The organism is uncultured Cedecea sp., assembly GCF_947498825.1.
Taxonomy (GTDB): domain Bacteria; phylum Pseudomonadota; class Gammaproteobacteria; order Enterobacterales; family Enterobacteriaceae; genus JGM124.
In genome coordinates this window covers 222,285-246,687 of the sequence record NZ_CANMLV010000001.1, presented here as the reverse complement: position 1 = coordinate 246,687, position 24,403 = coordinate 222,285, and the positions used below count along the sequence as shown (strand labels likewise).

The window sequence follows — 24,403 nt, the reverse complement described above, 5'->3', positions numbered from 1 at the left end:
CCGTCCGTTTTCTGCTTTTATCTTTAGAGAGAAACCAAAGTATTAACGAATATCGATGACCCTGCTGCTAAACATCTCAGTTCTGGCAAATGGGATGTGTTTTTTGTCATCAATCCGCACTAGAGTAGCGGCAACGACTTTCAGGAGAGAACCGAATGAGTGACTGCATAGAGGTGATTAAAGGAGACATTACACAACTGATTGATGTTGATGTGATTGTTAATGCTGCAAATCCCTCTCTTATGGGAGGCGGTGGCGTAGATGGTGCTATCCATCGCGCAGCGGGTGAAACAATTCTTGAGGCTTGCAAGGCCATTCGACGGCAGGAAGGGATGTGTGATCCTGGTCAAGCAGTGATTACCGAGGCCGGAAATATGACTGCACAGGCGATCATTCATGCGGTCGGGCCGGTATGGCAGGGCGGCAATCAGCAGGAGGCTGAGTTGCTGGCACAAACCTATCGTAACTGTCTTGATTTGGCTGCCGCAAACCGTTACCGCACTATCGCTTTCCCCGCAATTTCAACCGGAGTTTATGGATTTCCCAGACAGCAGGCAGCACGTATAGCATGGGATACGGTATACCGTTATCTTGGCCAGCGGCCGTTACCTGAAAAGGCTATTTTTGTCTGCTTTGATGAAGAAACGCAGCAGATCTATCAGACGCTGGCTGATACGCTATAAGACTTGAGAAGGCTCGCTCTCCGGACAGCAGTTCAAAGGAGCGACGGGGTTTATTTCTCCACGGGTGAGGTTTTACTGGTGGCGTTTGACGCTGGAGCGTTAGATTTACCCGAAAACAGAAAGCGTAGCACGGGTATACGCAGGTGAATTTCATAAAGTATCAGAGCAATACCGATAACGAAGACCAGCCCGGCAAGAAAACCTAACAGGTTTGAACCTATCAGAGGGGTGATATAGGCACCGAAAAAGAGGGTCAGGGGGTGATGGACCAGATACAGGAATAAAGAAGCATTAACAAAATAAGTAATGCGTGCGGACTGTACGTTAAGTAGTCGATAACCCAGTGAAAACACCACATTGACCATCCAAAGCCCCATCAGCATATTGATGCAACTCTCTGTCTCGTACATCCACTCATCACCGCTGCCATAACGCTGATTCAGAATATAGGCAATCAATGCCACCGCAGCTCCCAGGGTGCAACCGACGGAAGGGGTAATAAACAGCGTCTTTAATGATTCTCGAGTAAATATCAGCGCCCCGAGAATAAAAAAAGGTAAATAGAACAGGGTTTGCATCACCACAAAATTAAACAGCCCGTCACCTAATAATGCCGGACAGGCGATCAGTATCAGTCTGCGTATTCCGGCGTAAAGGATACCAAACCCCAAAAAGAGTAATGACAGCTTAAACAAGGTCGGCGGTTTTTTCGGAACTGATTCGTTTTTTTCGGTGATGTGCGCAATAAATTTAAACAGTCCCATGCCGAGAGTCGTTAACACTATCAGTACCAGTAAAAACCAAAGATGGGAGATCAGTTCCCAGGCCATAGCGTTGTACTTTTCATATCCGCTTAACAGATGCCAGGTTTCAGCCTGTCCTTTAACTGAAAGCAACATTAAAAATTGTGGCAAGGTCAGGAGTGGGATCGCTGCCAGCATCGGGATGCCAACACGCAGGACGCGTATTTTCCACCAGCGTTTAATCGGATAACGCAGAAAAAGCATGTAAGAAAAATAGCCTGAAATAACGAAAAACACCTGCATGCGGAAAGCGTGGATGAAGTCATTAAAAAAAGTGAAGCCTGCGGAAGAGGTTGCACTATTGACGTGCCATTGATGGGAGGAGTAAATCAATGACAGATGAAATGGGATACCTAATAACATCAGCCATGCGCGGATGGAATCAAGAAAGTACTCACGCTGTTTCGGGGAATTACTCATATTACTCCGGACTGTTCCAGATATTTCGTCTTGTTATAGGCTTTTTGTCGTTAAACTTATTGTTTGCTAAGGGATAAAATACGTCAGATAGCAGGTTGTCCGTGGTAACCGTACACTAAGCATGTCATTCTGTCTCTCGGATGCATTCTTAAAATCAATTTTACTCTCTTTTTTGCTCAATAGCTGAGCCAGCACATCGAACAATGTGGTGATTCAGTTGTCGGAAACCGTGAGTTTACATTAAAATGGTAAGATTGATTCAAGCACACAAAGGGGGATGTGCTGGTTAATATGAAACATAAATCGAAAATAATGCAATTACGCTGGTTGGGCGCAGTCGTGATGTTGTCTCTTTATACAACGTCGGTTTGGGCTTTCTCAATTAATGATGTCGCAGAACAGGCAAAAAAATTAGCAAGTAAAAGCTACGAAGTACCTAAAAGCAATCTGCCGTCACAATTGCGTAATATGAAATACGCGGATTACCAGCAGATCCAGTTTAACCATGACAAAGCCTACTGGAGCGATTTAAAAACCCCATTTAAGCTTGAGTTTTACCATCAGGGAATGTACTTCGACACGCCAGTTACCCTCAATGAAGTAACGGCGACGACTGTGCGTAAGATAGGCTATAACCCTGACTATTTTGATTTCGGCTCGCTGAAAACAGACAAAGATGCCATGAAAGACCTGGGCTTTGCTGGATTCAAAATCCTTTATCCTATCAATGAGAAAGGTAAAGATGATGAGATCGTCAGTATGCTCGGTGCGAGCTATTTTCGTGTCGTAGGGGCAGGTCAAGTGTATGGCTTATCTGCTCGTGGTCTGGCAATTGATACGGCTTTACCTTCAGGTGAAGAGTTTCCGCGTTTCCGTGAATATTGGATAGAGCGCCCGAAAGCGAACGATAAAACACTCGTTCTTTATGCATTACTTGACTCGCCTCGTGCAACCGGTGCTTATCGTTTTATGATTATTCCGGGCCGCGATACGGTAGTCAGAGTCCAGTCTAAAATCTATCTGCGTGACAAAGTCGGCAAGATTGGTGTGGCGCCTCTGACCAGTATGTTCTTGTTTGGCCCTAACCAGCCTTCACCGAATATCAATTACCGCCCTGAAATGCATGACTCTAACGGTTTATCGATTCATGCCGGCAATGGTGAATGGATATGGCGTCCGTTAAATAATCCTAAACATTTGGCGGTCAGTTCCTATGCCACGGAAAATCCGTTAGGTTATGGTCTACTCCAGCGCGGTCGTCAGTTCTCTCGTTTTGAAGATTTAGATGACAGATATGACCTTCGTCCTAGCGCCTGGATTACACCTAATGGCGACTGGGGGAAAGGGCGTGTTGAGTTAGTCGAAATTCCAACCAACGATGAAACCAACGATAATATCGTGGCTTACTGGACTCCGGACACGTTGCCAGAGCCCGGTGTTGAAATGAATTTCAACTACAGTATTACCTTCAGTCGTGACGAGGATAAACTGCATGCCCCTGACAGTGCCTATGCGACACAGACCCGACGTTCACTGGGTGATGTGAAACAGGCGAATCTGGTTCGTCAGCCAGATGGTACGACGGCATTTGTTATCGACTTCACTGGCATAGATATGAAAAAAATGCCAGAAGACACGCCAGTGACAGCACAAACCAGTATTGGTGACAACGGTGAAATCGTTGACAGCCAGCTGCGTTATAACCCGACGATTAAGGGCTGGCGTCTGACACTGCGCGTGAAGCAAAAAGATGACAAAAAGATAACCGACATACGTGCGGCACTGGTCAATGGTGATCAGACATTGAGTGAAACCTGGAGCTATCAGCTACCTGCAAATGAATAAGTCCACTGTTACTACATCTGATTATATTGCAGCCCTGAATCTGTCAGATGCTGAACGCGCACAACTGCCTGAAGAAAATATTCAGGCAGTACATGAATCTCTCGATCCCCAGGGGCTGCATTATTCGCGTGCAGATGACTCTCCCTTGGCTTCGGTTGCTTCACGTCTGAAGACTGTCTGGCCTGATTCTTTGAATAAAGGGCAGCTGGGCGAGGATTATGAAGGCCGTACTCAGTTACAAGCTATGCCGAAAGTGACGCGCACCTCGATGCATCCTGAACCTTGGCGCACCAATCCCATCGGGCGCTTCTGGGACAGATTCAGAGGGCGTGAAATTCACACCAGTAATCATTCTCGCGAAAGTAATGCGGCAGAACAGCAGTGGCGTATGGTGGGTACGATTCGCCGTTATATCTTGTTGCTACTGACGTTGTCACAGACCGTTGTGGCCACCTGGTATATGAAAACCATCCTGCCATATCAAGGATGGGCTTTTATTAATCCAATGGAAATGGGCAATCAGGATTTGTGGGTCTCATTTATGCAGCTTCTGCCTTATGTGCTGCAAAGTGGTATTTTGATTCTGTTTGCCGTTCTTTTTTGCTGGGTATCAGCGGGTTTCTGGACCGCGCTGATGGGTTTTCTACAGTTGTTGATGGGTAAAGATAAATACAGTATCTCCGCCTCAACGACCGGTAATGAACCTATCGATCCGGCTCATCGCACCGCGCTTATCATGCCTATCTGTAATGAAGATGTGGCGCGTGTTTTTGCCGGACTTCGCGCAACCTGGGAGTCGGTAAAAGCTACCGGTCAGCAGCGACACTTTGATGTGTATATTCTCAGCGATAGCTACGATCCGGATATCTGTGTTGCGGAACAAAAAGCCTGGCTGGAATTGATCGCAGAAGTGGAAGGAGAAGGTCAAATCTTCTACCGCCGTCGCCGCCGTCGCGTGAAACGTAAAAGTGGCAACATCGACGATTTTTGTCGCCGCTGGGGTAAGCAGTACAGTTATATGCTGGTGCTGGATGCCGACTCGGTGATGAGCGGTGACTGCCTCACGAATCTGGTCCGTCTGATGGAGGCCAATCCAAAAGCCGGTATTATCCAGTCGTCGCCAAAAGCCTCTGGCATGGATACGTTGTACGCGCGATGCCAGCAATTTGCTACCCGGGTATACGGGCCGCTCTTTACTGCCGGATTGCATTTCTGGCAATTAGGAGAGTCACATTACTGGGGGCACAACGCAATTATCCGCGTTAAGCCATTTATGGAACACTGTGCCTTGGCTCCGCTGCCGGGTGACGGTAACTTTGCCGGTTCAATATTGTCTCATGACTTCGTAGAAGCAGCTTTGATGCGCCGTGCCGGTTGGGGGGTATGGATAGCATACGACTTACCGGGCTCCTATGAAGAGTTGCCTCCAAACCTGCTGGATGAACTGAAACGCGATCGGCGCTGGTGCCAGGGTAACCTGATGAACTTTCGGTTGTTCCTGGTTAAAGGCATGCACCCGGTACACCGTGCTGTGTTTCTCACGGGCGTTATGTCCTACCTGTCTGCACCGCTATGGTTTATGTTCCTGGCACTCTCTACTGCACTTCAGGTGGTCCATGCGCTGACAGAACCACAATATTTTCTGCAGCCGTATCAACTATACCCGGTATGGCCAAAATGGCGTCCGGAACTGGCTGTTGCTTTATTTGCCTCGACCATGGTGCTGTTGTTCCTGCCGAAGCTGCTCAGTATCATTCTTATCTGGTGCAAGGGCAGTAAAGAGTATGGCGGTTTCTTTCGTGTTACCTGCTCGCTGTTGCTGGAAGTGCTGTTCTCTGTCCTGCTGGCACCGGTTCGTATGTTATTCCACACCGTGTTTGTGGTCAGTGCATTCCTGGGCTGGGAAGTGGTATGGAATTCACCTCAGCGAGACGATGACTCGACCCCATGGGGCGAAGCCTTTATGCGTCATGGTTCACAGCTCTTGCTGGGCCTGGTTTGGGCGATAGGTATGGCGTATCTGGATCTGCGTTTCTTGTTCTGGCTGGCACCTATTGTTTTCTCGTTAATTCTGTCTCCATTTGTGTCGGTGTTCTCCAGCCGAACTACGCTGGGTCTGCGGACTAAACGCTGGAAACTGTTCCTGATACCAGAGGAGTATTCTCCACCGCAAGTCCTGGTGGATACGGATAAATACTTACAGCGTAATCGCAGCCGTGTTCTGAGTGATGGCTTTATACACGCGGTCTTTAATCCAGCATTGAATGCGCTGGCAACGGCGATGGCAACCGCGAGACACCGTACCGGCCCGGTGCTTGAAATTGCACGCGAGCGTCATGTTGAGCAAGCGTTGAATGAAACTCCGGACAAATTATCACGCGATCGGCGTTTAGTATTGTTAAGTGACCCTGTAACAATGTCACGTTTACACTATCGCGTATGGGCGAATCCGGAACGGTACTCATCCTGGGTAAAAAGTTACCAGGGTGTGACGCTGAATCCCCGAGCGCTATCTGCGGAATAGTAACAGAGCAGGGCGGTGGATGATTTATCCAGGCCCTGCCGTTATTGTGACGAAGTACAGTAACCAATACCGACCATCAGGTCGGTATTTTTTCATCAGCTAAATTGTGACATGCTTTATGTCACTGGGAAGAAAAGTGTTAAAAATCATAACTGTAATGCTGGTTGCCAGTTTGCTTACCGGTTGTGGCAGTATTATTAGCCGCACCGTTTCCGGGCAAGGGCACGGTAACCAGTATTATCCTGGCGTGCAGTGGGATATGCGTGATAGCGCATGGCGTTATCTTACCGTGCTGGATTTACCCTTTTCGTTGGTCTTTGACACGCTGTTACTGCCGATTGATGCGAGTCATGGCCCTTATGAGTAAATCTTAGCGATAGTCCCACTCATCAGCGGCGCTTTGCCCCTCTTCGGTATCCAGGGAAGGATCAAGCTGAAATTCACCCTCATCCCATTCGTGCAGAGTATTTTCCTCCAGCCATTCCTGGCGAATTTCAATTTCATCATAGTCGCCATCAAAAACACTCTGTGCGGCAGCCCCGCTCAATACAGGTAAACAGTTTCCACTGTCCTCTTCATCAGCAAAAAATTCTGCCTGCCACATAATATCGCCATCCTGCATAACATATTTCTGGATATTGAATTGCTCAATACTACTGCTCTCTTCATCCAGCTCTGGATGTTCAGCAAGAAATTGTTCCCGGGCAGCATCAATCGCTTCATCAAGGGTGATATAGAAAGTCATATTCTTTCTCCGGACAGAGGGGATATAAAGAAATCATAGACCAAGATTTTCCTTAAGTATGACTCAACGAAAAAAATCCTGTCTGGTGCTCATAGCCGGATGATCCGAAGGAATTGATGTTTTGGACAGGGGGGGGTGAATTAGGATGATTTAGTCGATGAGTTCAAAGCAGTAGCGGGCAAAGTATGAGTAATTTGTCCGCTCTATACCCGTCATACTTCAAGTTGCTTGGGCGTTACCTTCGTCAATCCTGCCGAATCACATAGTTTATCTATGCTCATCGCCAGGATTGACTCTGCGCCTACAAGCAACTTGAATTATTTAGGGTATATATACCCGTTATTGCCTGCGTCCAGCCCGCCGAATCTCATCGTTTATCTGTGCTCATCAACGGGCCGAACTTGACGTCTACCCGTCACTTATCGATACCGATCGGGCATACCTTCCGGGCGAGTTTTAAAGCGACGATGAAGCCACATATACTGTTCCGGGGCGATATTGATACAGTTTTCAATGATCCCATTCATCCAGCGGGCTGTTTCTTCCGGGCTTTCAAGTGGCGGAGAAAGTTCCGGTGTCAGGATGGTTAATTCATAGCCTTTACCTTCAGGCAGACGTCGTGGCACAAAAGGAACAATACTGGCACCGGACAGTTTAGCCAGAGTATAGGTTCCGGTTGTGGTGGCGGCTTGTTCTACAGCGAAAAAAGGCACGAAGACGCTGCCACGAGGACCATAGTCATGATCAGGTGCATACCAGATAATATCGCCTTGTTTAAGCGTGCGGATCATTCCTTTCAGATCTTTTCTGTCCAGCATGCTTTTGTTAGAACGCATTCTCCCTTTGGTCTGTACCCAGTCGATGACTGGATTATCATTCGGTCGATAGACGCCAATACCTGGCGTTTTGATACCAAAAATACGGGCACCCAATTCAAGCGTTAAAAAATGAACACCGATCAGTAATACCCCCTGACCCGATTCCGTAATGCTTTTCACTTTCTCTACACCATCATAGTGACACCAGCGATTAATACGCTGAGTGGGCCAGAACCATGCCATGCCGGTCTCAATAAGCCCCATACCCACGGATTCGAAGTTGGCCTCTGTCATTTTCTCGCGTTGTTCAACAGACATGTCAGGAAAGCAGAGTTCCAGATTGCGACGAACAATACTGACGCGGCGCTTCATCAGTCTCATGGCCAGGCGACCTAACCCACAGCCAAACCGATACAGTAGCGGATAAGGCAGCTGTACCAGAAGATACAGCAGGCCGACTCCCAGCCAGGTTCCCCAGTAGCGAGGATGAAGTAACGCGCGAGAGAATTGTGGTAAGTTTGTCATTGCTAACCTTTTCTGCATTATTTTTAGATTTTTTTCGCCGGCTATTGTGGCATTTTTTGTCGCCAAGCTAAATTATGTAGCAAAGATTTCTAATTGTGCATGCTCTTTCTTAATCATTAAACAAAATGTAGCTGAAAAGGTATGGATGTAAATTGCTGTTTTTTGCTTTATGATGCAGGCCCATTTTTCATGATTGCAGAGTGAACACCATGCCAGTGTTACATAACCGCATATCGAATGAGACTCTACGTGAACGCATGCTGGCTGAAACCGAGCCACGTACCACTATCTCATTCTATAAGTATTTTACCCTTGAAGATCCGCAAATCGTGCGCGATGCGCTCTACCAGGCTTTTACCCAACTTGATGTATTTGGTCGGGTTTATTTGGCCCATGAAGGTATTAATGCGCAAATTAGTGTGCCTCAGAGCCGTGTCGCGGCATTTAAAGAGATGCTTTACGCTTTCCATCCGGCGCTGGACAATTTGCGTCTGAATATTGCCCTGGAAGATGACGGTAAATCATTCTGGGTATTGCGTATGAAAGTGCGCGATCGCATTGTGGCTGACGGTATTGATGATCCTACCTTTGATGCCAGCGATGTCGGTGAGTATCTCAATGCCGCACAAGTCAATGAGATGCTGGACGATCCGCAGGCAGTATTTGTGGATATGCGTAACCACTACGAATATGAAGTAGGGCATTTTAGTGATGCGCTGGAAATACCGGCTGACACTTTCCGCGAACAATTGCCGAAAGCGGTTGAGATGCTTCAGGATGATAAAGATAAAAAAATAGTCATGTACTGTACCGGAGGAATTCGTTGTGAAAAAGCGAGTGCCTTTATGCGTCACAACGGTTTTGAAAATGTTTATCATATTGAAGGCGGTATCATTGAATATGCACGTAAGGCACGCGAACAAGCATTGCCTGTGCGTTTCATTGGTAAGAACTTTGTCTTCGATGAGCGGATGGGCGAACGTATCTCCGAAGACGTGATTGCCCATTGTCACCAATGCGGTACCGTCTGTGATAGCCATACGAATTGTAAAAATGATGGTTGTCACTTGCTGTTTATTCAGTGTCCGGACTGTGCTGAGAGATTCAATGGTTGTTGCAGCGAAGTGTGTCGGGACGAACTGATTTTGTCACCTGAAGAGCAACGCCGTCGTCGCGCGGGACGTGAAAACGGAAATAAAATTTTCAACAAATCACGTGGGCTACTTAATACGACTTTAGGTATTCCTGATCCTGAGTGAAAGATAATGCTCTCCCGGTGACGGGAGAGCATTTTTTACTACTGCTGAATACCTTCCACAGAAAGCGTCAACTCCACTTCTTGCGATTTAGGTCCCAAGTCGGTGTTGATATTAAAGTCTTTCAACTTAAATTTACCTTGGGCTTCAAATCCTGCACGTTTACCGCCCCATGGGTCATCACCCTGGCCAACCAGCTCAGCGGTTAATGTTACCGGCTTAGTAACTCCGTTAAGCGTTAAATTACCGTCAATTTTCAGAGCATCGGCTTCTTTCGTTACACCGGTTGAAACATAAGTTGCTTCAGGGAACTTGGTACTGCTCAGAAAATCGTTACTGCGCAAATGTTTGTCACGTTCAGCGTGGTTGGTATCGACACTGGTTGTTTTGATGGTGACGTCGATTTTATCTTGCGCAGGATCTTTCTCGTCATAACTGAAGTTACCGCTGAAATCGTTGAATGAACCATTCAACCAGCTATAGCCCAGATGCTGAATACGGAAGCTGATAGTGGAGTGCTCGCTGTCAATTTTATAATCTGCTGCAACAGCAGAACCTGCAGAGAATAACAGAGCGGCTAAAGTGGTACCCAGTAGGATTTTTTTCATGTTCTTACTCCATAAGTTAACGGGACGCTTTACCCAGCATACGTTTGAGGGTGGCATCTTTATCAATAAAGTGGTGTTTTAGTGCGGCCAGGCCATGTAACAGAGAGATAACTACGACTCCCCAGGCCAGCCAAAGGTGGATGCTTCCCGCTAAATCTGCCTGGGTTGCACCTGCGGCAAAGATTGCCGGGATCTCGGTTATGCCAAACACACTGATAGCTTTACCGTCAGCAGTTGAAATGAAATAACCGCTGAGCAAAATGCTAAACAGCAAGGTGTAGAGCAAGATATGAGCTGCTACAGAAGCAACCCTTGTTACCCGAGAATAGCTTTCTAACGCTGGTGGGGGCGGTGAAATAAAACGCCAGATCACGCGAATGACCATCACTAACATTAATGTGATGCCAATACTTTTGTGTAAATCAGGAGCTTTATGATACCAGTCACTATAATAACTGAGTGTCACCATCCATAAACCTAGTGCAAACATGCCATACACGGTTATTGCGACTAACCAATGAATTAAAACTGAGATATGGCCGTAGCGCTGTGATGAATTTCGCCATTGCATAATTTAACATCCGTTTAAGAGCAATTAATGCGAACATTAGACGATCCACATTCTTTAAATCAACTTAAAAATATATCTAATTAAATATAAATAATTTCTTTCATAAAATTTGATTGAAAATGGCATTTTTCATTCTATTTTATCGAGAATTCTCGGTGTGTTGCTGATTTTTTACGATCTTCTTGCATTTTTTTATTTCGTTATATTTGTACATATATATATTTATTTGTTTTTTATTGTCAGCTTTCTTCAGCATAAATATCAGTTATAAAATAGGTGGAATAATCCTGGTGTAATGGTTTTCTGCCAGTGAGTTTATTTCTGAGTTTAGACGGGAGTTAACACAGGCGCTGGAGTGGTGGAATGACCACCACACCGGTGAATTATATTTTATTAAAACGAGACAGGGAGAAAGGTGTTAAGTCAAAAGCAGATTCTTTACCCAAAGCAAACTGACAGGCAATTTCACCTAATGCAGAAGCAAATTTAAAACCATGACCACTCAGACCCGTAATAATCAAGGTATTGGCATGTTCCGGCAAGGTGTCAATAATAAAGTCTTCATCCGGAGTATTATCATAGGTACAAGCAGCACCATGTAAACAGCAACCAATACCCGGTAAGAAATCACGCAGAAATGGAAACACTTCCATTCCATCACCGGGTATGCGTCCGAACGGGACCCTTTGGTCTGGCGAGTCGATAACTTGTCCGCCATTATGTTTAGCCACTTTTAGTTCGTTATCTTCTGACGGAAAACCGTAATACTGGTCACCATTAGGCGTTTCAGCAGTAAATGCAGGGAAGCGGTTATTTTCACTGTAACGGCCATCTGCCTGATGCCAGGCAAAAATTTTACGTACCGGCGTGACAGGCAGTTCCGGCAGTAATTTTTTCACCCAGGTTCCTGCACTGATGAGCAGTTTAGCCCCCTGATAACTGCCTTCTTTTGTGATAACCGTGACCCCATCATCTTGATGCAATATCTCCGTGACCGGGCAGTTAAAAAGCTGGGCCGCTCCCCCTTGTTTTGCCAGACGAATATAGGTTTCAACCGCCACTTCGCTTTTCAGCACGCCTGAGTCTGCTTCAAAAAGACCAATATAATCTGCAGGGATCTTTATTTCTGGCCAGCGTGCTTGAACAGTTTCTGAGTCCATTTTTTCAACTGATAACGCATATTTCTCGACACTCTGAGTGATATTTTTAATAAATAACGAATCAGTCGGGCCAATATTGATAACCCCGGTACGATGGAATATCTTCTCTCCGCTCATCTCAGCCAGCGCATCCCATAGTTTCTGGGCACGTAGTACCAGAGGGACATATCGCTCTCCTTCACCGTAAGCATGACGCATCAGGCGTGTATCGCCATGATGGCTACCCTCTGTATGCGGAGGATGTGCGCTGTCAATCATCAGTACGTTCAGGCCAGAATTGGCAGCATAGCAACCTGCGGCAGCGCCAACAGAACCACTACCAACGATGATAAGATCATATTTCATGGTTTTTCTCATTATGTGCCTGTCAAACTTAACCTTCCCGAAAAGGAGGTTGCCAGGCGGTTTACAGCGTTCGGGAGTAACGGGAATGTTTTACTTTACAGAGGGTAATTAATTCGCTGCATGCATGCAATTTTTGTGGGGATAAAAATGTCGGAGAAAACGAAAAAGAACCTGAATTGAGTGAACGAGGGGGCAGTATATGCTCCCCCCGAAGGTTAGCAAAAGTGATGCTGAGAAAGTCAAACTGACTTACTGGGTCACTACAACAATAAACCGAAACGAGGATAAAATCGTTAGTGTTTACGGTAATCACTAACCTGGTACTCACTGGACTCAATTTTTGCTATCCCGGCTTCGAGGATAGAAATAAATTGTCTGGCAACATCGGTGGTGAGCCATAGCGTCTGGCCGATTTCAGTTTCATCTTGCTTTTGATTATTTGATGTCAGGTAGTGTAGACGCAGCATCATTGCATCGTAACTGTCTACTGTACTGATATCCCATCCAATAAGCGGATGTGTTTGAATAACATCTTTATTTTTTTCCATCATAACCCCTTATAACGTGTAAGAAGACAACGGCTTGTGAGGTTCATGCAAGATAAAGGTGAAGCAAGTTAAGTATATCAACTCCCTAAAATAAAGGTGGAGTAAATGTGTGCCAGCAATACTTTCTAACATCATTTACCCATAGCATACAAATATATTTAAAGTAGCTGATTGTTTTTTATACATAAAATGAGAAAGAAAAAGCGGGGAAACGGATAAATATTCGAATATACAGCGTGAAATATTCGTTTTATTTGAATAAAAATTACTAATATCAATTTGTTAAAATTGAGTTTTGATGCCGTGATGGCAAAAATAAAATAAGCTGCTGACTGAGGACTTATCCCGTCAGCTGTTTTAATTTGTTATTTTGTCCATGGGTAGTGGTCAGCGTTTCCACAAACAGCGTGTACGCTGAGTCCTTCCGCGCTATCCGTGAGCAAAATTACTGCAACCTGGCACTTACAGAAATAGATGCCAGGGGGAGGCAGCAAATATTCTGATAGCTGAATGTTATTCAGCGCTGAACCAGTCGTCAGCGCTCTCCCAGGTTTCCTGGAGGATTTCGCTAATACGGGTTTTGTCTTCTTTAGCCCCTCCCAGCACGGAAAGCTGGTTACCGCCAGCAAGACGTACCTGTACTTCGTTAGAGCTGTCGGGCCAGGCATGCTGAATTCGACGAGAGAGTTCCTTTGCCAGGGCTTCAACGGCACCGGAGGGGAGTGGGGTAGTTTTGGCTATGGTTACTTCAATACGCATAATGGCCTCCAATAGTGATACTGTATACATATACAGTATCGCTATTAACAACACAAGAGACCTGATGAAAAAGTTAGTCTTTTACTGACCAGAGGACTTCTTCGCCAGCAAGGAACGGAACGATATCACCGTCAGGGCTGGCGATTTGTGCGGGCATGGTTTCGGCAACACGCACTAATTCAATCGTCTCATCATTAACAGGAAGACCATAGAAAGCCGGGCCATTCAACGAGCAGAATGCTTCAAAGTGTTCCAGAGCATTCATTTCCTCAAAGACTGTCGCATAGGCTCCCAGGGCAGAAGGGGCATTAAAGCAGCCAGCACAGCCACAGCTGGATTCTTTACGTGCCTGAGTATGCGGCGCGGAGTCAGTGCCGAGGAACACGCGAGAGCACCCGCTGGCAACCAGTTCACGCAGGGCTTGCTGATGGACATTGCGTTTTAAGATTGGCAGGCAATAGAGGTGCGGACGGATCCCTCCCACCAGCATATGGTTACGGTTAAACATCAAATGCTGAGGAGTAATCGTGGCGGCGATCAGTGAGTTGCCACTCTCAATGTACTGGGCGGCGTCTTTAGTGGTGATATGCTCTAATACCACTTTCAGTGCCGGTAGTTGTTGGCGTAATGGTTCCAGCACGGTTTCAATAAAACGCGCTTCGCGGTCAAAAATGTCGATATCAGCATGCGTTACTTCGCCATGAATCAGTAACGGCATCCCTATTTTTTGCATTCGCTCCAGCACCGGCATAATCGCCGCAATACTGGTAACGCCATGACTTGAGTTGGTGGTGGCATTGGCAGGATAGAGTTTTGCCGCAGTAAATACCCCTTGATTAAAACCTTGTTCCAGAACCTCGGGAGCCAGGGAGTCCGTCAGATAACAGGTCATTAACGGCTCAAATTTTTGTCCTGCGGGTATAGCGTCGAGAATACGCTGACGGTAGCTAATAGCGGCTTCAATGCTCGTTATCGGAGGCACAAGATTAGGCATCACAATTGCGCGACCATAAACCTGGCTGGTATAGGGCACCACAGTTTTTAACATTTCACCATCACGCAGATGAATATGCCAGTCGTCAGGACGGCGAATTTTTAATACCTGGGGTAATACGGTCATGAATGTGCTCCGGCATGAGATAAAGAAAGCAGACAGCGATACCGAAATAATTCGTGTTGCAGGACAAAACCTTGGCTCGGCCTGGACGAAACACATTTATCAGTTTCGTCACGCGGAGGGGGAGGATCCCGCTGCGCTAACACGGATAAGTGACCCGGGTGAACGAACGCAGCCAACGTATATGCAACTTGAACTATGACGGGTATACAGGCTTCTATGGCGGGCACCAAGGATAAGCGGAAACGTTTTCGTTTGCATCACTTATCTCACATATTAGTATCAGAGCGCCGCGAGTGCGCTCTGATTTTGCAGGAAATCAATCAATAAAGGGGATAACAATTTCGCCTGGACGAACTTCAATGCCTTTCGCCATTTTTTTCGCCAGTGCTTCACCTTTACTGCGGCTATCACTCAGAACATAGGCAGGGTTCTGATTAAAATAACTGCGTAACGATTGACTGAGATAAGGCATCAACGTTTGCAGGATGCCCTGCATTTTCTCAGGATCTATCTGACTGTTGATAATCTCAATTTCACGTAAATAAATGGCCCCGGTCTCTTTATCAAAACCTGGCTGGGCTTTCATTTTGAGTACAGCGGTTGCTTTTTGACTGCCAAAAAGGGATGAAATATCCAGATTGACTTTACCGCTTAACATGATTTTATTCGGTTCTTCACGGCCTATCTGGCTGACTAAATTGGTCAGTGTAATTTGCGCATCAGCAACGCCAGGCAGACCAATGTTTTTTGAAAATTGATTGTGTTTCTCCAGTGCCTGATTGATGGTTTGTTCACTCACCTGATACTGCGTGAGCTGGTTACATCCGGCAAGTAAAGCTCCCAGTGCCAATACGACGGGCAAAAAAAACCTTTTCATCTACATCCTCATCCACAACGTTATCATGACAAGCTTGTCTTATGGGGGCGTGCCATGGCTACGACTTTGTTCATTCCGACAGCGGATGAAGCGAAAATCGCCTGTCTTAACAGACATCTTTGATACCACTTTGTTCAGCATTGAACGCGATTTTATCGATTAATGGTAGCAAGTTACTCAGGTTACATGACAGCGAAAACCACATAACATATTGATAATACTGTGGTTTAATGTAATTCATTTGATTCAGCGATGGGCGGTTTTTCATGCCCAGGTAAAAACTGCCACCAAAGAACCATCAAAGTAATAATCCCAATAATCCCCAGCATCACCCAGGGAAGCTCTGGCTGGGCCACTTCTTTTCCGGCATCAAATAACCAGCCGCCGCCGGTATAACCCATGGCTCCACCAAAGGCCAGACCAAGGCGGCTAAAGCCCATATAGCTGCCCCTGGCTCGAGAGTCGGCCAGGGAGGCACTGAGTGTTTCACGTGCAGGCTCAGCAATGATTGAGCCGATATAGAACAGACAAATCAATGCGAATAGCTGTTGCAGCGAGCTGGTTAAACCTATTGGCATCATACTGACTGTCATCAGAAACAGTCCGGCCATCAGACGTTGTTCCAGGCTGAAACGTTTTTCACTATAGCGGGCGACAGGATAGAGCAGGGTCAGTGACAGGGCCGCTTCGATGGCATACATCCACTTTACAGCACCTGGCGTGCCGGCGATATCGTTGACCATGATAGGCAGCATGAGCATCACCTGGACGGCCAGCATGTAATAACCGGTGAGCGTCAGGACATAGGTAACAAAACGCTTGTCCCTTAGTACAACACGCATGCCTTCACGTATGGGGGTACGGACAGTCGACAGTTTATAGGCCGGTAGTAGCCAGAGATTCACCAGCGCGCAGAGAATAAACATCACCGCGCCTGTGGCACAAACCAAAGAAAAGTCGAATTGCAGTAACCAGCTTCCCAATAAGACACCGATAACGGCTCCTGCACTGTCCTGCATTAATAACAGCGAGAAGAAACGCCCTCGTTGCTCCGGACGGACCAGTTTAATCACTAGAGCCGCGCGAGGGGGATCAAATAAGGTCCCCCCGAGGCCGGAAAGAATGCAGGATAACCAGAGTAATCAGGGCTCATCTGCGATAGCCATTGACGCGAATCCAGCGGCGCGTAGCAGCATACCGGTAATAATCATCGGTTTTGCGCCCAGTCGGTCAGCAATCGCCCCGCCAAAGATCCCAAGCCCCTGCTGAACGATCTGGCGTAAGCCTAAGGCAATACCTACCATCAGTGCTGCCCATCCCATCTGGTCAACAAAGCGGATCGAGATCAAAGGAAAAACAACGAAAAAGCCCAGAACAACCAACATGTTATCTAATAACAGGAAATATTTACCCAGTCGCCTGGCCTGCGATACACGCGACATTTCCCCTCCTGGGGATATTGATTACCGGTCGTACTTTGCGTTATCTGGATATGACGTCAATCAGATGCGGCGCGTAGTGCCTGGCTGGAGTCGAACTATTTGGTCTATATTTTCGCTCTTGGGCTCTATTTTTAATAGTCGACAAAAGATAATATTTTTTTATCGTTCGATGACATTGAGTTAAATTTTTCATCGATGGATTACCCCCCTATGGGGGGATAATTTTTTATCGACTGTAATCAGGTTGCAGGCAGAGTAAAGACGTCAGTCTAAGTCAGGTAAAATGAAAGGGTGGAATAACATGTTTGGCTATCGCAATAGCGTACCTAAGGTCCGTTTAGTGACAGACCGTATGGTAGTGAGGCTGGTTTATGAACGCGATGCCTGGCGCCTGGCGGACTACTATGCTGAAAATCGTCAGTTCCTGAAGCCTTGGGAGCCCTATCGTGATGAGAGTTATTATTCGCACTCTGGATGGCAGACTCGTCTCGCCATGATGGAAGAGATGCATCAGCAACAGAGTGCTTTTTATTTTGCTCTGATGGATACCGACGAAAAAGAGATACTGGGTGTCGCAAACTATTCTAATGTGGTGCGTGGGGCATTTAACGCCTGTTATCTCGGTTATTCACTCGGGGATAAATCACAGGGAAAGGGATTGATGTTTGAAGCTCTGACCGCGACAACACGTTATATGTTTCGCGTACAGTCATTACATCGCATTATGGCTAATTATATGCCACATAATCAGCGCAGTGGTGATTTACTGGCGCGCCTGGGGTTTGAAAAAGAAGGCTATGCCAAAGACTATTTGCTGATTGACGGGCAATGGCAGGATCACGTTTTAACCGCGTTGACGAATAAAAACTGGCTCTCTGGACGCTAAGGATAAAAAAAGATGAAACATCAGTTCACTGCTGTAGAAGCTCGGGTGATAGGTAGTCTGCTAGAAAAACAGGTTACGACGCCGGAACAGTACCCGATGTCGCTCAATGGTATTGTGATAGCCTGTAATCAGAAAACAAACCGCGAACCGGTAATGAATCTGAGCGAACGCGAAGTACAGGAAACACTCGATGAACTGGCGAAGCGTCGTTATCTGCGCACCGTCACGGGTTTTGGTAATCGAGTCACCAAATATGAGCAACGTTTTTGTAATTCAGAGTTTGGGAACTTAAAATTTTCTCCGGCAGAAGTGGCTATTGTGGCCACGCTGTTACTGCGTAGTGCCCAGACTCCGGGTGAGCTTCGTGGGCGCACCACCCGCATGTTTGAATTCAATGATATGGCGCAATTAGAAAACGTACTGACACAGCTGGCGGAACGTGAAGACGGCCCTTTTGTGGTGCGTCTGGCGCGTGAACCTGGGAAGCGCGAAAGTCGTTATCAGCACTTATTCAGTGGTGCCGTTGAGGAACAAAATCTCGTTTCTGAACCCCTGGAGTCCACGGCTTCTGAACTTGAAGCCCGAGTGACAGTATTGGAAGCCGAAGTGGCTGATTTAAAACAACAGCTGGCGGCATTTTTGAACCGTTCAGGAGAGTAGGCGATGAGTAAACTGCGGGTTGGAATTGTCGGTTTAGGCGGAATTGCACAAAAAGCATGGTTACCGGTTTTAACCGCATCACCGGACTGGCAGGTGGTGGCGGCCTTTTCACCGACAAAAGCCACCGCGTTGCCGATTTGTGAAATGTACCGTATTCCTTACGTCTCTTCCTTATCGGTACTTGCCAGCGAATGTGATGCTGTGTTTGTCCATAGTAGTACCCGTTCTCATTTTGCCGTGGTGCGTGAGTTACTGGAAGCGGGCGTCGATGTCTGTGTTGATAAACCGCTTGCCGCGGATCTGGCGGAAGCAGAACAACTGGTTGCCCTCGCTGCAAAGAAAAAACGGACTTTGATGGTCGGTTTTAATCGTCGTTTTGCCCCCCGCTATCAGGCACTTAAACAACAGCTGGGTTCAGTATCCTCCCTGAGAATGGACAAGCACAGACTCAACAGCATTGGTCCGCACGATGTTCGATTCACTTTGCTGGATGACTATCTCCATGTCGTGGATACCGCGTTATGGCTGGGTGGACAGCAAGCCGATTTACAGGGTGGGGTGTTACATGCGAATCCGCAAGGGCAGTTAATATACGCCGAGCATCACTTTCGCCGCGACAATGTCGTGATAACCACCAGTATGCATCGCTGTGCCGGTAGTCAGCGGGAATGGGTGCAGGCTGTGACTGACGGCGGGCTCTACGATGTCACTGATATGCGTCAATGGCGTGAAGAACGCGGTGCAGGAGTGGTCGAGCATCCTATCCCAGGCTGGCAGAGTGTTCTGGAACAACGCGGTTTTGCTGGCTGTGCCCGGCATTTTATCGACTGTGTTGCTAATCAGACAGTGCCAGAAACGGCGGGTGAACAGGCGATACTGGCGCAGCGGGTAGTGGAAAATATATTGAAGGACGTTATATCTGCCAAATAATTCTGTAACATCTCATAGTAGCATTTCAGTAACGTATCGGTAGACTATGTCACGTTAATGTTATCTGAATGCGGTAACACTCTTTATCCGTTTGACTTGCAACCTCAGGACCGATGGTGATATCGGGCCGGGTTGTCAGGTTATCTGATGCCTGCTACTCAGGTTGGTTGGTTGTGGAATCACGAATTCAATGAATTTATTAAAATCACTGGCGGCGGTCAGTTCAATGACGATGGTTTCCCGCGTACTCGGATTTATACGTGATGCGATAGTTGCCAGAGTCTTTGGTGCCGGTATGGCAACCGATGCCTTTTTTGTTGCCTTTAAACTGCCTAATCTGTTACGGCGTATTTTTGCCGAGGGGGCCTTCTCGCAAGCCTTTGTTCCTATTCTGGCTGAGTATAAAAGCCGCGACGATCTCGAAGATACCCGTCTGTTTGTCGCTTATGTGGCCGGATTGCTGACCCTGGTACTGGCGTTAATTACCTTGGTGGGTATGATTGCTGCTCCTTGGGTTATTATGGCAACGGCGCCGGGTTTTACGGATGACGCGGATAAGTTTGCGCTGACCTCAAGCCTGCTGCGGATAACTTTTCCCTATATCTTACTGATCTCTACAGCCTCTTTAGTCGGAGCAATATTAAATACCTGGAACCGCTTCTCCGTTCCGGCTTTTGCGCCGACGTTACTGAATATCAGTATGATCCTGTTCGCGGTCTTTGCTGCACCGCATTTTGATCCCCCGATTCTGGCTTTAGCCTGGGCAGTAACGGTTGGTGGCGTATTACAGCTGGCGTATCAGTTACCCTACTTGAAGAAAATAGGCATGCTGGTCTTACCGCGAATTAACTTTAGAGACACGGGGTCTCTGCGGGTAGTCAAACTGATGGGGCCTGCTATTCTTGGTGTCTCCGTTAGCCAAATCTCATTGATAATCAACACCATTTTTGCATCATTTCTGGCATCGGGGTCGGTTTCCTGGATGTACTATGCCGATCGCCTGATGGAATTTCCTGCCGGAGTTCTTGGGGTCGCGCTCGGCACTATTTTGCTCCCCTCGTTGGCGAAAACCTATTCATCAGGCGATCATGAGGGCTATAACCGATTGATGGACTGGGGGCTGCGACTTTGTTTCTTACTTGCTCTGCCTTGTTCAGTGGCTCTCGGTATTCTGGCACAGCCATTGGTGGCGTCATTGTTTCAGTACGGTAATTTTACCGCTTTTGATGCCCTGATGACGCAGCGAGCGTTAGTCGCCTATTCCATCGGATTATTGGGGTTGATTGCAGTAAAAGTATTAGCGCCCGGATTCTATTCACGTCAGAATATTAAAACACCGGTGAAAATTGCTATTGCCACGATTATTGTCACCCAGTTGATGAATCTGGCGTTTATCGGTCCGCTGAAACACGCGGGTCTTTCACTGTCAATTGGTCTGGCGGCTTGCCTTAACGCGGCTTTGCTATACTGGCAATTACGTAAACAAGATATCTTCAGACCCCATCCGGGCTGGGGAATATTTTTAATCCGCTTACTGGTAGCCGTGCTGGTGATGTCTGGGGTGCTTATCGGGATGTTAGTTCTGCTACCATCCTGGGATACTGGCTCAATGTTCTATCGCTTATCACGTTTAATGCTGGTGGTAATTGTTGGTGCCGGATCCTATTTTGCAACCTTGATGCTGCTTGGTTTTAAACTCAAAGACTTTGCCCGACGTTCAGTATAATGCGCTGACGTGGTACAGAGTGAGTTTCAGCAAGATGAATGACTTTATACCTGTCATACTTCTCGTTGCCTGGGCGTTGCGTGCGTGAAGCGCGCCTCCAGGCAACTCGAATTATTTTGGGTATAGATACAAATAAAAAGTTAATTAGGTGGTAGTACAATGAACGGAACAATCACAACCTGGTTTGAAGACAAAGGGTTTGGATTTATCAAAGATGAAGAGGGCGATAATCGCTATTTTCACATTATTAAGGTGACAAACCCCGAACTGATTAAAAAAGGCGCCTTGGTCACGTTTGAACCAGGTACCAATAATAAAGGCTTGTCCGCTTTTAAGGTTAAAGTCTTAGCCCCCAGCAAATATATTTTTATTGCCGGTGAACAGATCAAAATTACGGCAATTAAATCTTTCCGGGTTTATAGCGAAGAAGTTCCTGCAGAAGCAAAAATTGATAAAGAAAATACCGTGTTATCTGTAGGGTTACTGATGAATAATATTCGCCCGAAAGAGAGCAATGAGAGCAGTAAAATGCGTAATCTACAAAAACTTGCCATCACAACGTTTCAAAATAGCGAGCTTGTCTTTTCAGAAGATGAGATAGATATTGCAGAAACAGTAAAAATTCTTAAGTCATTATAAATACGATGAAAGCTGGTCGCAGATTGTGACCAGCCATGACATAGCCTGCGCAATGATTACCAAGTAATTTTCTTATTCGCGGGGCTAACGGCAGATTTGGCTTGCCCGTCAGCACCGTAAAACTCAGGAGCCTGATGGGGTTTAAGAATTGCCAGTGCCTGTTCAGTATGTTCACGCTGAGATTCAAGTAACCAGCCGTTATGCAGATTAACTTCACTGAGCCGCTGAATATGTTGCAGTATGGTCTGCCATTGCATTTCCGTTTCAGCCGAGCGAGCGAGCGCCGATTTTTGTTCAGCCTGCCGTTGTGTTTCGAGATAATCGAGCGTTGCCAGAAGTGAGCTTTTATCTTCAGTGATCCGCTGAAGCGCGCTGCCATTTATTTGCCCTGCAGACAGCTGTTGTTGCTCTGCATTCATCACTGTTTCCAGCGAGTTAAGTACGCTTGCTATTTGGCTTAGAATTTCTGGCAATCGTGTCACTGTTATTTATCCAGCAGGGCGTTGCGAGTGTCCTGAAGTAAAGCATCGGCAATCTTACCGGTATCCATCTTCACTTCACCATTGCGAATAGCCGCTTTAAGTGCTTCCACGCGAGCTTGATTAATATCCCCCTCGTTGGGTTGCATTAACTTGGCTTGCGCATCGCTGAGCTGCACGCTGGTGCTGTTAGCGGAAAGCGACTTATTCGGGCTATTTTGTAGCGCCGGATTATCGTTAGGTTCGCGATGTTGTACGGTACTGACCGGATTTAAAGCGGATGTACGATCAATGCTCATAATGTTTTCCTCACCGAGATGCTGGTGGCGTAAGAGCCAATTATTATCTGTGCTAAAGGTACTATCGGCAATTGTGACGGAATCTTTAAAAAGATTACAGATTAATCAGAATATTCCCATCAGCATCGACTTTACCGCTGACAATCTGACCGGAGTCCATGCGAACACGTGCATACTGACCCACAATGACATTGTTCAGGGCGCGACCTTCACTGTTGATGCTAAAGCCTTCGCCATTGGCAACGACCCGAACTTGCTGCCCTGCTTTTACGCGCCAGGGTTGTCTTACCATAGACCGTGTTAACGGCATATCAGGGGTAATGTCGCGCTGGGTGACAGCATTAACGGCCTGTTCTGTCAGGGTAAGAGCCTGAGCCGGTAAACGCTCCAGTTGTCCGCGCTTTAGGGTCACACTCTGAGCATCCAGTATTGTCCCTCGCGGCACTGAACGGGTCACAACCACATAATGACCTACGGCGCTTACCTGGACTTGGATAAAACGTTTGTCGTTATTGCAACGCATCAACACACTGATATTTCCCCATAAACGGCTATTACCTGGGGTCGAAAATACCGGCTTTTCGCAGTCGGGAAGATGGGTCGGATTGGTTTTTAACGTAACACTGACCTCATCACTTATCCCCGCCAGGCGCTGCTGAAAATAGGGTAGCAGCAGGGTGTTAATATCAGCCGTAAAGCCGAACGGACTGGCCATGATGGCGGCAAAAGCAATTCCTGTCCTCAGATGACGCATTGTCGTTCTCCTTTATCAGGTAAGGCAATTTTACGCGTCCATTGATTTCGCCAATGCAACAAATAGCACGGTATTTTATGCTTATTCTTCCCATCGAGCAGGGCTCTGGCGCTTTAAGCTTTGGCCTATTCCTTATTCTGTGAAAAATGGAGGGAACATGCTCGATAAATTAGATGCTGCGCTCAGATTTCAGCAAGAAGCGCTTAATCTGCGTGCTCAGCGTCAGGAAATACTCGCTGCGAATATCGCCAATGCCGATACGCCGGGGTTTCAGGCGCGTGACATTGATTTCGCCAGTGAGATGAAAAAAGTTTTAGCCCGTGGGCGTGTTGATGGCGGTGGTCTTTCACTCACCACGACTTCTGCACGCCATATTCCTGTTCAAACCCACTCCTCTCCTTCAGTTGATCTTCTCTACCGTGTTCCGGACCAGCCTGCACTGGATGGTAATACCGTCGATATGGATCGTGAACGTGCACAGTTTTCAGATAACACACTGGGTTATCAAACAAATCTGAGGGTATTAGACGGACAAATTAAAAGCATGATGTCCGTGCTTCAACAAGGGTAACCCATGGCTTTACTGAATGTATTTGATATCGCAGGTTCGGCCATGGCCGCCCAGTCTAAACGCCTGAATGTGGCGGCGAGTAATCTGGCTAATGCCGACAGCGCAACCGGACCAGATGGCCAACCTTATCGTGCCAAACAGGTAGTATTTCAGGTGGATGCTGCACCAGGTGCGGCTACTGGTGGGGTCAAGGTCACGCAGGTTATAGAAAGCAATGCGCCGGATAAACTGGTTTATCAGCCGGGTAATCCGCTGGCAGATGCCAGTGGTTATGTACGTATGCCGAATGTTGATGTGGTGGGGGAAATGGTCAACAGCATGTCAGCTTCCCGTAGTTATCAGGCGAACGTTGAGGTGTTTAACACCGCGAAGAGCATGATGCTTAAAACATTGACGCTGGGCCAGTAAAG

Annotated in this window: 25 protein-coding genes and 1 pseudogene; 12 read left to right on the top strand and 14 right to left on the bottom strand. The window is 46.9% G+C overall.

The features are described from left to right. The first annotated feature begins 155 nt into the window (after window positions 1-155). Window positions 156-683, top strand: a complete 528-nt coding sequence (ymdB, locus tag Q1A40_RS01190; RefSeq protein ID WP_299996714.1) for an O-acetyl-ADP-ribose deacetylase — start codon at window positions 156-158, stop codon at window positions 681-683. 50 nt (window positions 684-733) lie between these two features. On the opposite strand, the gene mdoC is transcribed toward ymdB, so the two are convergent. After that, complete coding sequence (gene mdoC, locus Q1A40_RS01185) at window positions 734-1,906, bottom strand: glucans biosynthesis protein MdoC (RefSeq protein ID WP_299996711.1); 1,173 nt, start codon at window positions 1,904-1,906, stop codon at window positions 734-736. Window positions 1,907-2,215: 309 nt separating this feature from the next. Here mdoC and mdoG point away from each other — a divergent pair, with 309 nt between their 5' ends. The 3 genes from mdoG (at window position 2,216) to Q1A40_RS01170 (ending at window position 6,642) form a co-directional block, all read left to right on the top strand. After that, window positions 2,216-3,751: a glucans biosynthesis protein MdoG gene (mdoG, locus tag Q1A40_RS01180; RefSeq protein ID WP_299997830.1), complete on the top strand. Its 1,536-nt coding sequence runs from the start codon at window positions 2,216-2,218 to the stop codon at window positions 3,749-3,751. Beyond that, the gene (gene mdoH, locus Q1A40_RS01175) at window positions 3,744-6,275 is read left to right on the top strand and encodes a glucans biosynthesis glucosyltransferase MdoH (protein ID WP_299996708.1); all 2,532 of its coding nucleotides are present in this window, start codon (window positions 3,744-3,746) and stop codon (window positions 6,273-6,275) included. The genes mdoG and mdoH overlap by 8 nt, the downstream gene beginning before the upstream one ends. Before the next feature lie 136 nt (window positions 6,276-6,411). Continuing rightward, the gene (locus Q1A40_RS01170; protein ID WP_299996705.1) at window positions 6,412-6,642 is read left to right on the top strand and encodes a YceK/YidQ family lipoprotein; all 231 of its coding nucleotides are present in this window, start codon (window positions 6,412-6,414) and stop codon (window positions 6,640-6,642) included. Between the two features lie 3 nt (window positions 6,643-6,645). Here Q1A40_RS01170 and Q1A40_RS01165 read toward each other — a convergent pair whose 3' ends face one another. Further along, window positions 6,646-7,020, bottom strand: coding sequence for a MysB family protein (locus Q1A40_RS01165; RefSeq protein ID WP_299996702.1), 375 nt, complete (start codon window positions 7,018-7,020; stop codon window positions 6,646-6,648). A 419-nt stretch (window positions 7,021-7,439) separates the two neighbouring features. Next, window positions 7,440-8,363 (bottom strand): Kdo(2)-lipid IV(A) acyltransferase, encoded by a 924-nt coding sequence (locus Q1A40_RS01160; RefSeq protein ID WP_299996700.1) that lies wholly within the window; start codon window positions 8,361-8,363, stop codon window positions 7,440-7,442. A gap of 209 nt (window positions 8,364-8,572) precedes the next feature. On the opposite strand from Q1A40_RS01160, the gene Q1A40_RS01155 reads away from it, so the two are divergent. Then, window positions 8,573-9,622: a rhodanese-related sulfurtransferase gene (locus Q1A40_RS01155; protein ID WP_299996697.1), complete on the top strand. Its 1,050-nt coding sequence runs from the start codon at window positions 8,573-8,575 to the stop codon at window positions 9,620-9,622. A gap of 38 nt (window positions 9,623-9,660) precedes the next feature. Here the strand turns inward: Q1A40_RS01155 and Q1A40_RS01150 are convergent, their stop codons facing one another. The 8 genes and pseudogenes from Q1A40_RS01150 to mdtH all read right to left on the bottom strand — a co-directional run bounded on the left by Q1A40_RS01150 (window position 9,661) and on the right by mdtH (window position 17,049). Next, the gene (locus Q1A40_RS01150; RefSeq protein ID WP_299996694.1) at window positions 9,661-10,227 is read right to left on the bottom strand and encodes a YceI family protein; all 567 of its coding nucleotides are present in this window, start codon (window positions 10,225-10,227) and stop codon (window positions 9,661-9,663) included. Between the two features lie 16 nt (window positions 10,228-10,243). Next, window positions 10,244-10,798 carry a cytochrome b gene (locus tag Q1A40_RS01145; protein WP_299996691.1) on the bottom strand — a complete coding sequence of 185 codons (555 nt, stop codon included), beginning with the start codon at window positions 10,796-10,798 and terminating at the stop codon, window positions 10,244-10,246. Window positions 10,799-11,181: 383 nt separating this feature from the next. Continuing rightward, complete coding sequence (solA, locus tag Q1A40_RS01140) at window positions 11,182-12,303, bottom strand: N-methyl-L-tryptophan oxidase (RefSeq protein WP_299996689.1); 1,122 nt, start codon at window positions 12,301-12,303, stop codon at window positions 11,182-11,184. A gap of 293 nt (window positions 12,304-12,596) precedes the next feature. Next, complete coding sequence (bssS, locus tag Q1A40_RS01135) at window positions 12,597-12,851, bottom strand: biofilm formation regulator BssS (RefSeq protein WP_259052467.1); 255 nt, start codon at window positions 12,849-12,851, stop codon at window positions 12,597-12,599. Window positions 12,852-13,364: 513 nt separating this feature from the next. Further along, the gene (gene dinI / locus Q1A40_RS01130; protein ID WP_299996686.1) at window positions 13,365-13,610 is read right to left on the bottom strand and encodes a DNA damage-inducible protein I; all 246 of its coding nucleotides are present in this window, start codon (window positions 13,608-13,610) and stop codon (window positions 13,365-13,367) included. A gap of 73 nt (window positions 13,611-13,683) precedes the next feature. Beyond that, window positions 13,684-14,730, bottom strand: coding sequence for a dihydroorotase (gene pyrC, locus Q1A40_RS01125; protein ID WP_299996684.1), 1,047 nt, complete (start codon window positions 14,728-14,730; stop codon window positions 13,684-13,686). Between the two features lie 316 nt (window positions 14,731-15,046). Beyond that, window positions 15,047-15,607 carry a lipoprotein gene (locus Q1A40_RS01120; RefSeq protein ID WP_299996681.1) on the bottom strand — a complete coding sequence of 187 codons (561 nt, stop codon included), beginning with the start codon at window positions 15,605-15,607 and terminating at the stop codon, window positions 15,047-15,049. A gap of 227 nt (window positions 15,608-15,834) precedes the next feature. Continuing rightward, window positions 15,835-17,049, bottom strand: a pseudogene (gene mdtH / locus Q1A40_RS01115) (multidrug efflux MFS transporter MdtH). 301 nt (window positions 17,050-17,350) lie between these two features. On the opposite strand from mdtH, the gene rimJ reads away from it, so the two are divergent. The 5 genes from rimJ to Q1A40_RS01090 all read left to right on the top strand — a co-directional run bounded on the left by rimJ (window position 17,351) and on the right by Q1A40_RS01090 (window position 21,890). Further along, window positions 17,351-17,935 (top strand): ribosomal protein S5-alanine N-acetyltransferase, encoded by a 585-nt coding sequence (gene rimJ / locus Q1A40_RS01110; protein WP_299996678.1) that lies wholly within the window; start codon window positions 17,351-17,353, stop codon window positions 17,933-17,935. A 12-nt stretch (window positions 17,936-17,947) separates the two neighbouring features. After that, on the top strand, window positions 17,948-18,595 hold the full coding sequence (locus Q1A40_RS01105) for a DUF480 domain-containing protein (RefSeq protein WP_299996675.1): 648 nt from the start codon (window positions 17,948-17,950) through the stop codon (window positions 18,593-18,595). Between the two features lie 3 nt (window positions 18,596-18,598). After that, window positions 18,599-19,525 (top strand): Gfo/Idh/MocA family oxidoreductase, encoded by a 927-nt coding sequence (locus Q1A40_RS01100; protein WP_299996672.1) that lies wholly within the window; start codon window positions 18,599-18,601, stop codon window positions 19,523-19,525. A gap of 190 nt (window positions 19,526-19,715) precedes the next feature. Next, entirely contained in the window at window positions 19,716-21,251 is a 1,536-nt protein-coding gene (gene murJ / locus Q1A40_RS01095; RefSeq protein WP_299996669.1) for a murein biosynthesis integral membrane protein MurJ, read from the top strand. Between the two features lie 159 nt (window positions 21,252-21,410). Further along, a complete protein-coding gene (locus tag Q1A40_RS01090) occupies window positions 21,411-21,890 on the top strand; it encodes a cold-shock protein (RefSeq protein WP_299996666.1) in 480 nt (159 codons plus the stop codon). A gap of 56 nt (window positions 21,891-21,946) precedes the next feature. Here the strand turns inward: Q1A40_RS01090 and flgN are convergent, their stop codons facing one another. The 3 genes from flgN to flgA all read right to left on the bottom strand — a co-directional run bounded on the left by flgN (window position 21,947) and on the right by flgA (window position 23,422). Next, entirely contained in the window at window positions 21,947-22,372 is a 426-nt protein-coding gene (gene flgN, locus Q1A40_RS01085; RefSeq protein WP_299996663.1) for a flagellar export chaperone FlgN, read from the bottom strand. A gap of 2 nt (window positions 22,373-22,374) precedes the next feature. Next, the gene (gene flgM / locus Q1A40_RS01080) at window positions 22,375-22,668 is read right to left on the bottom strand and encodes a flagellar biosynthesis anti-sigma factor FlgM (RefSeq protein WP_299996660.1); all 294 of its coding nucleotides are present in this window, start codon (window positions 22,666-22,668) and stop codon (window positions 22,375-22,377) included. Window positions 22,669-22,762: 94 nt separating this feature from the next. Further along, window positions 22,763-23,422, bottom strand: a complete 660-nt coding sequence (flgA, locus tag Q1A40_RS01075; RefSeq protein WP_299996657.1) for a flagellar basal body P-ring formation chaperone FlgA — start codon at window positions 23,420-23,422, stop codon at window positions 22,763-22,765. Between the two features lie 157 nt (window positions 23,423-23,579). Between flgA and flgB the strand changes: the two genes are divergently transcribed. Beyond that, window positions 23,580-23,993, top strand: a complete 414-nt coding sequence (gene flgB, locus Q1A40_RS01070; RefSeq protein WP_299996655.1) for a flagellar basal body rod protein FlgB — start codon at window positions 23,580-23,582, stop codon at window positions 23,991-23,993. Between the two features lie 3 nt (window positions 23,994-23,996). Further along, complete coding sequence (gene flgC, locus Q1A40_RS01065; protein ID WP_299996651.1) at window positions 23,997-24,401, top strand: flagellar basal body rod protein FlgC; 405 nt, start codon at window positions 23,997-23,999, stop codon at window positions 24,399-24,401. Window positions 24,402-24,403 lie beyond the last annotated feature (2 nt).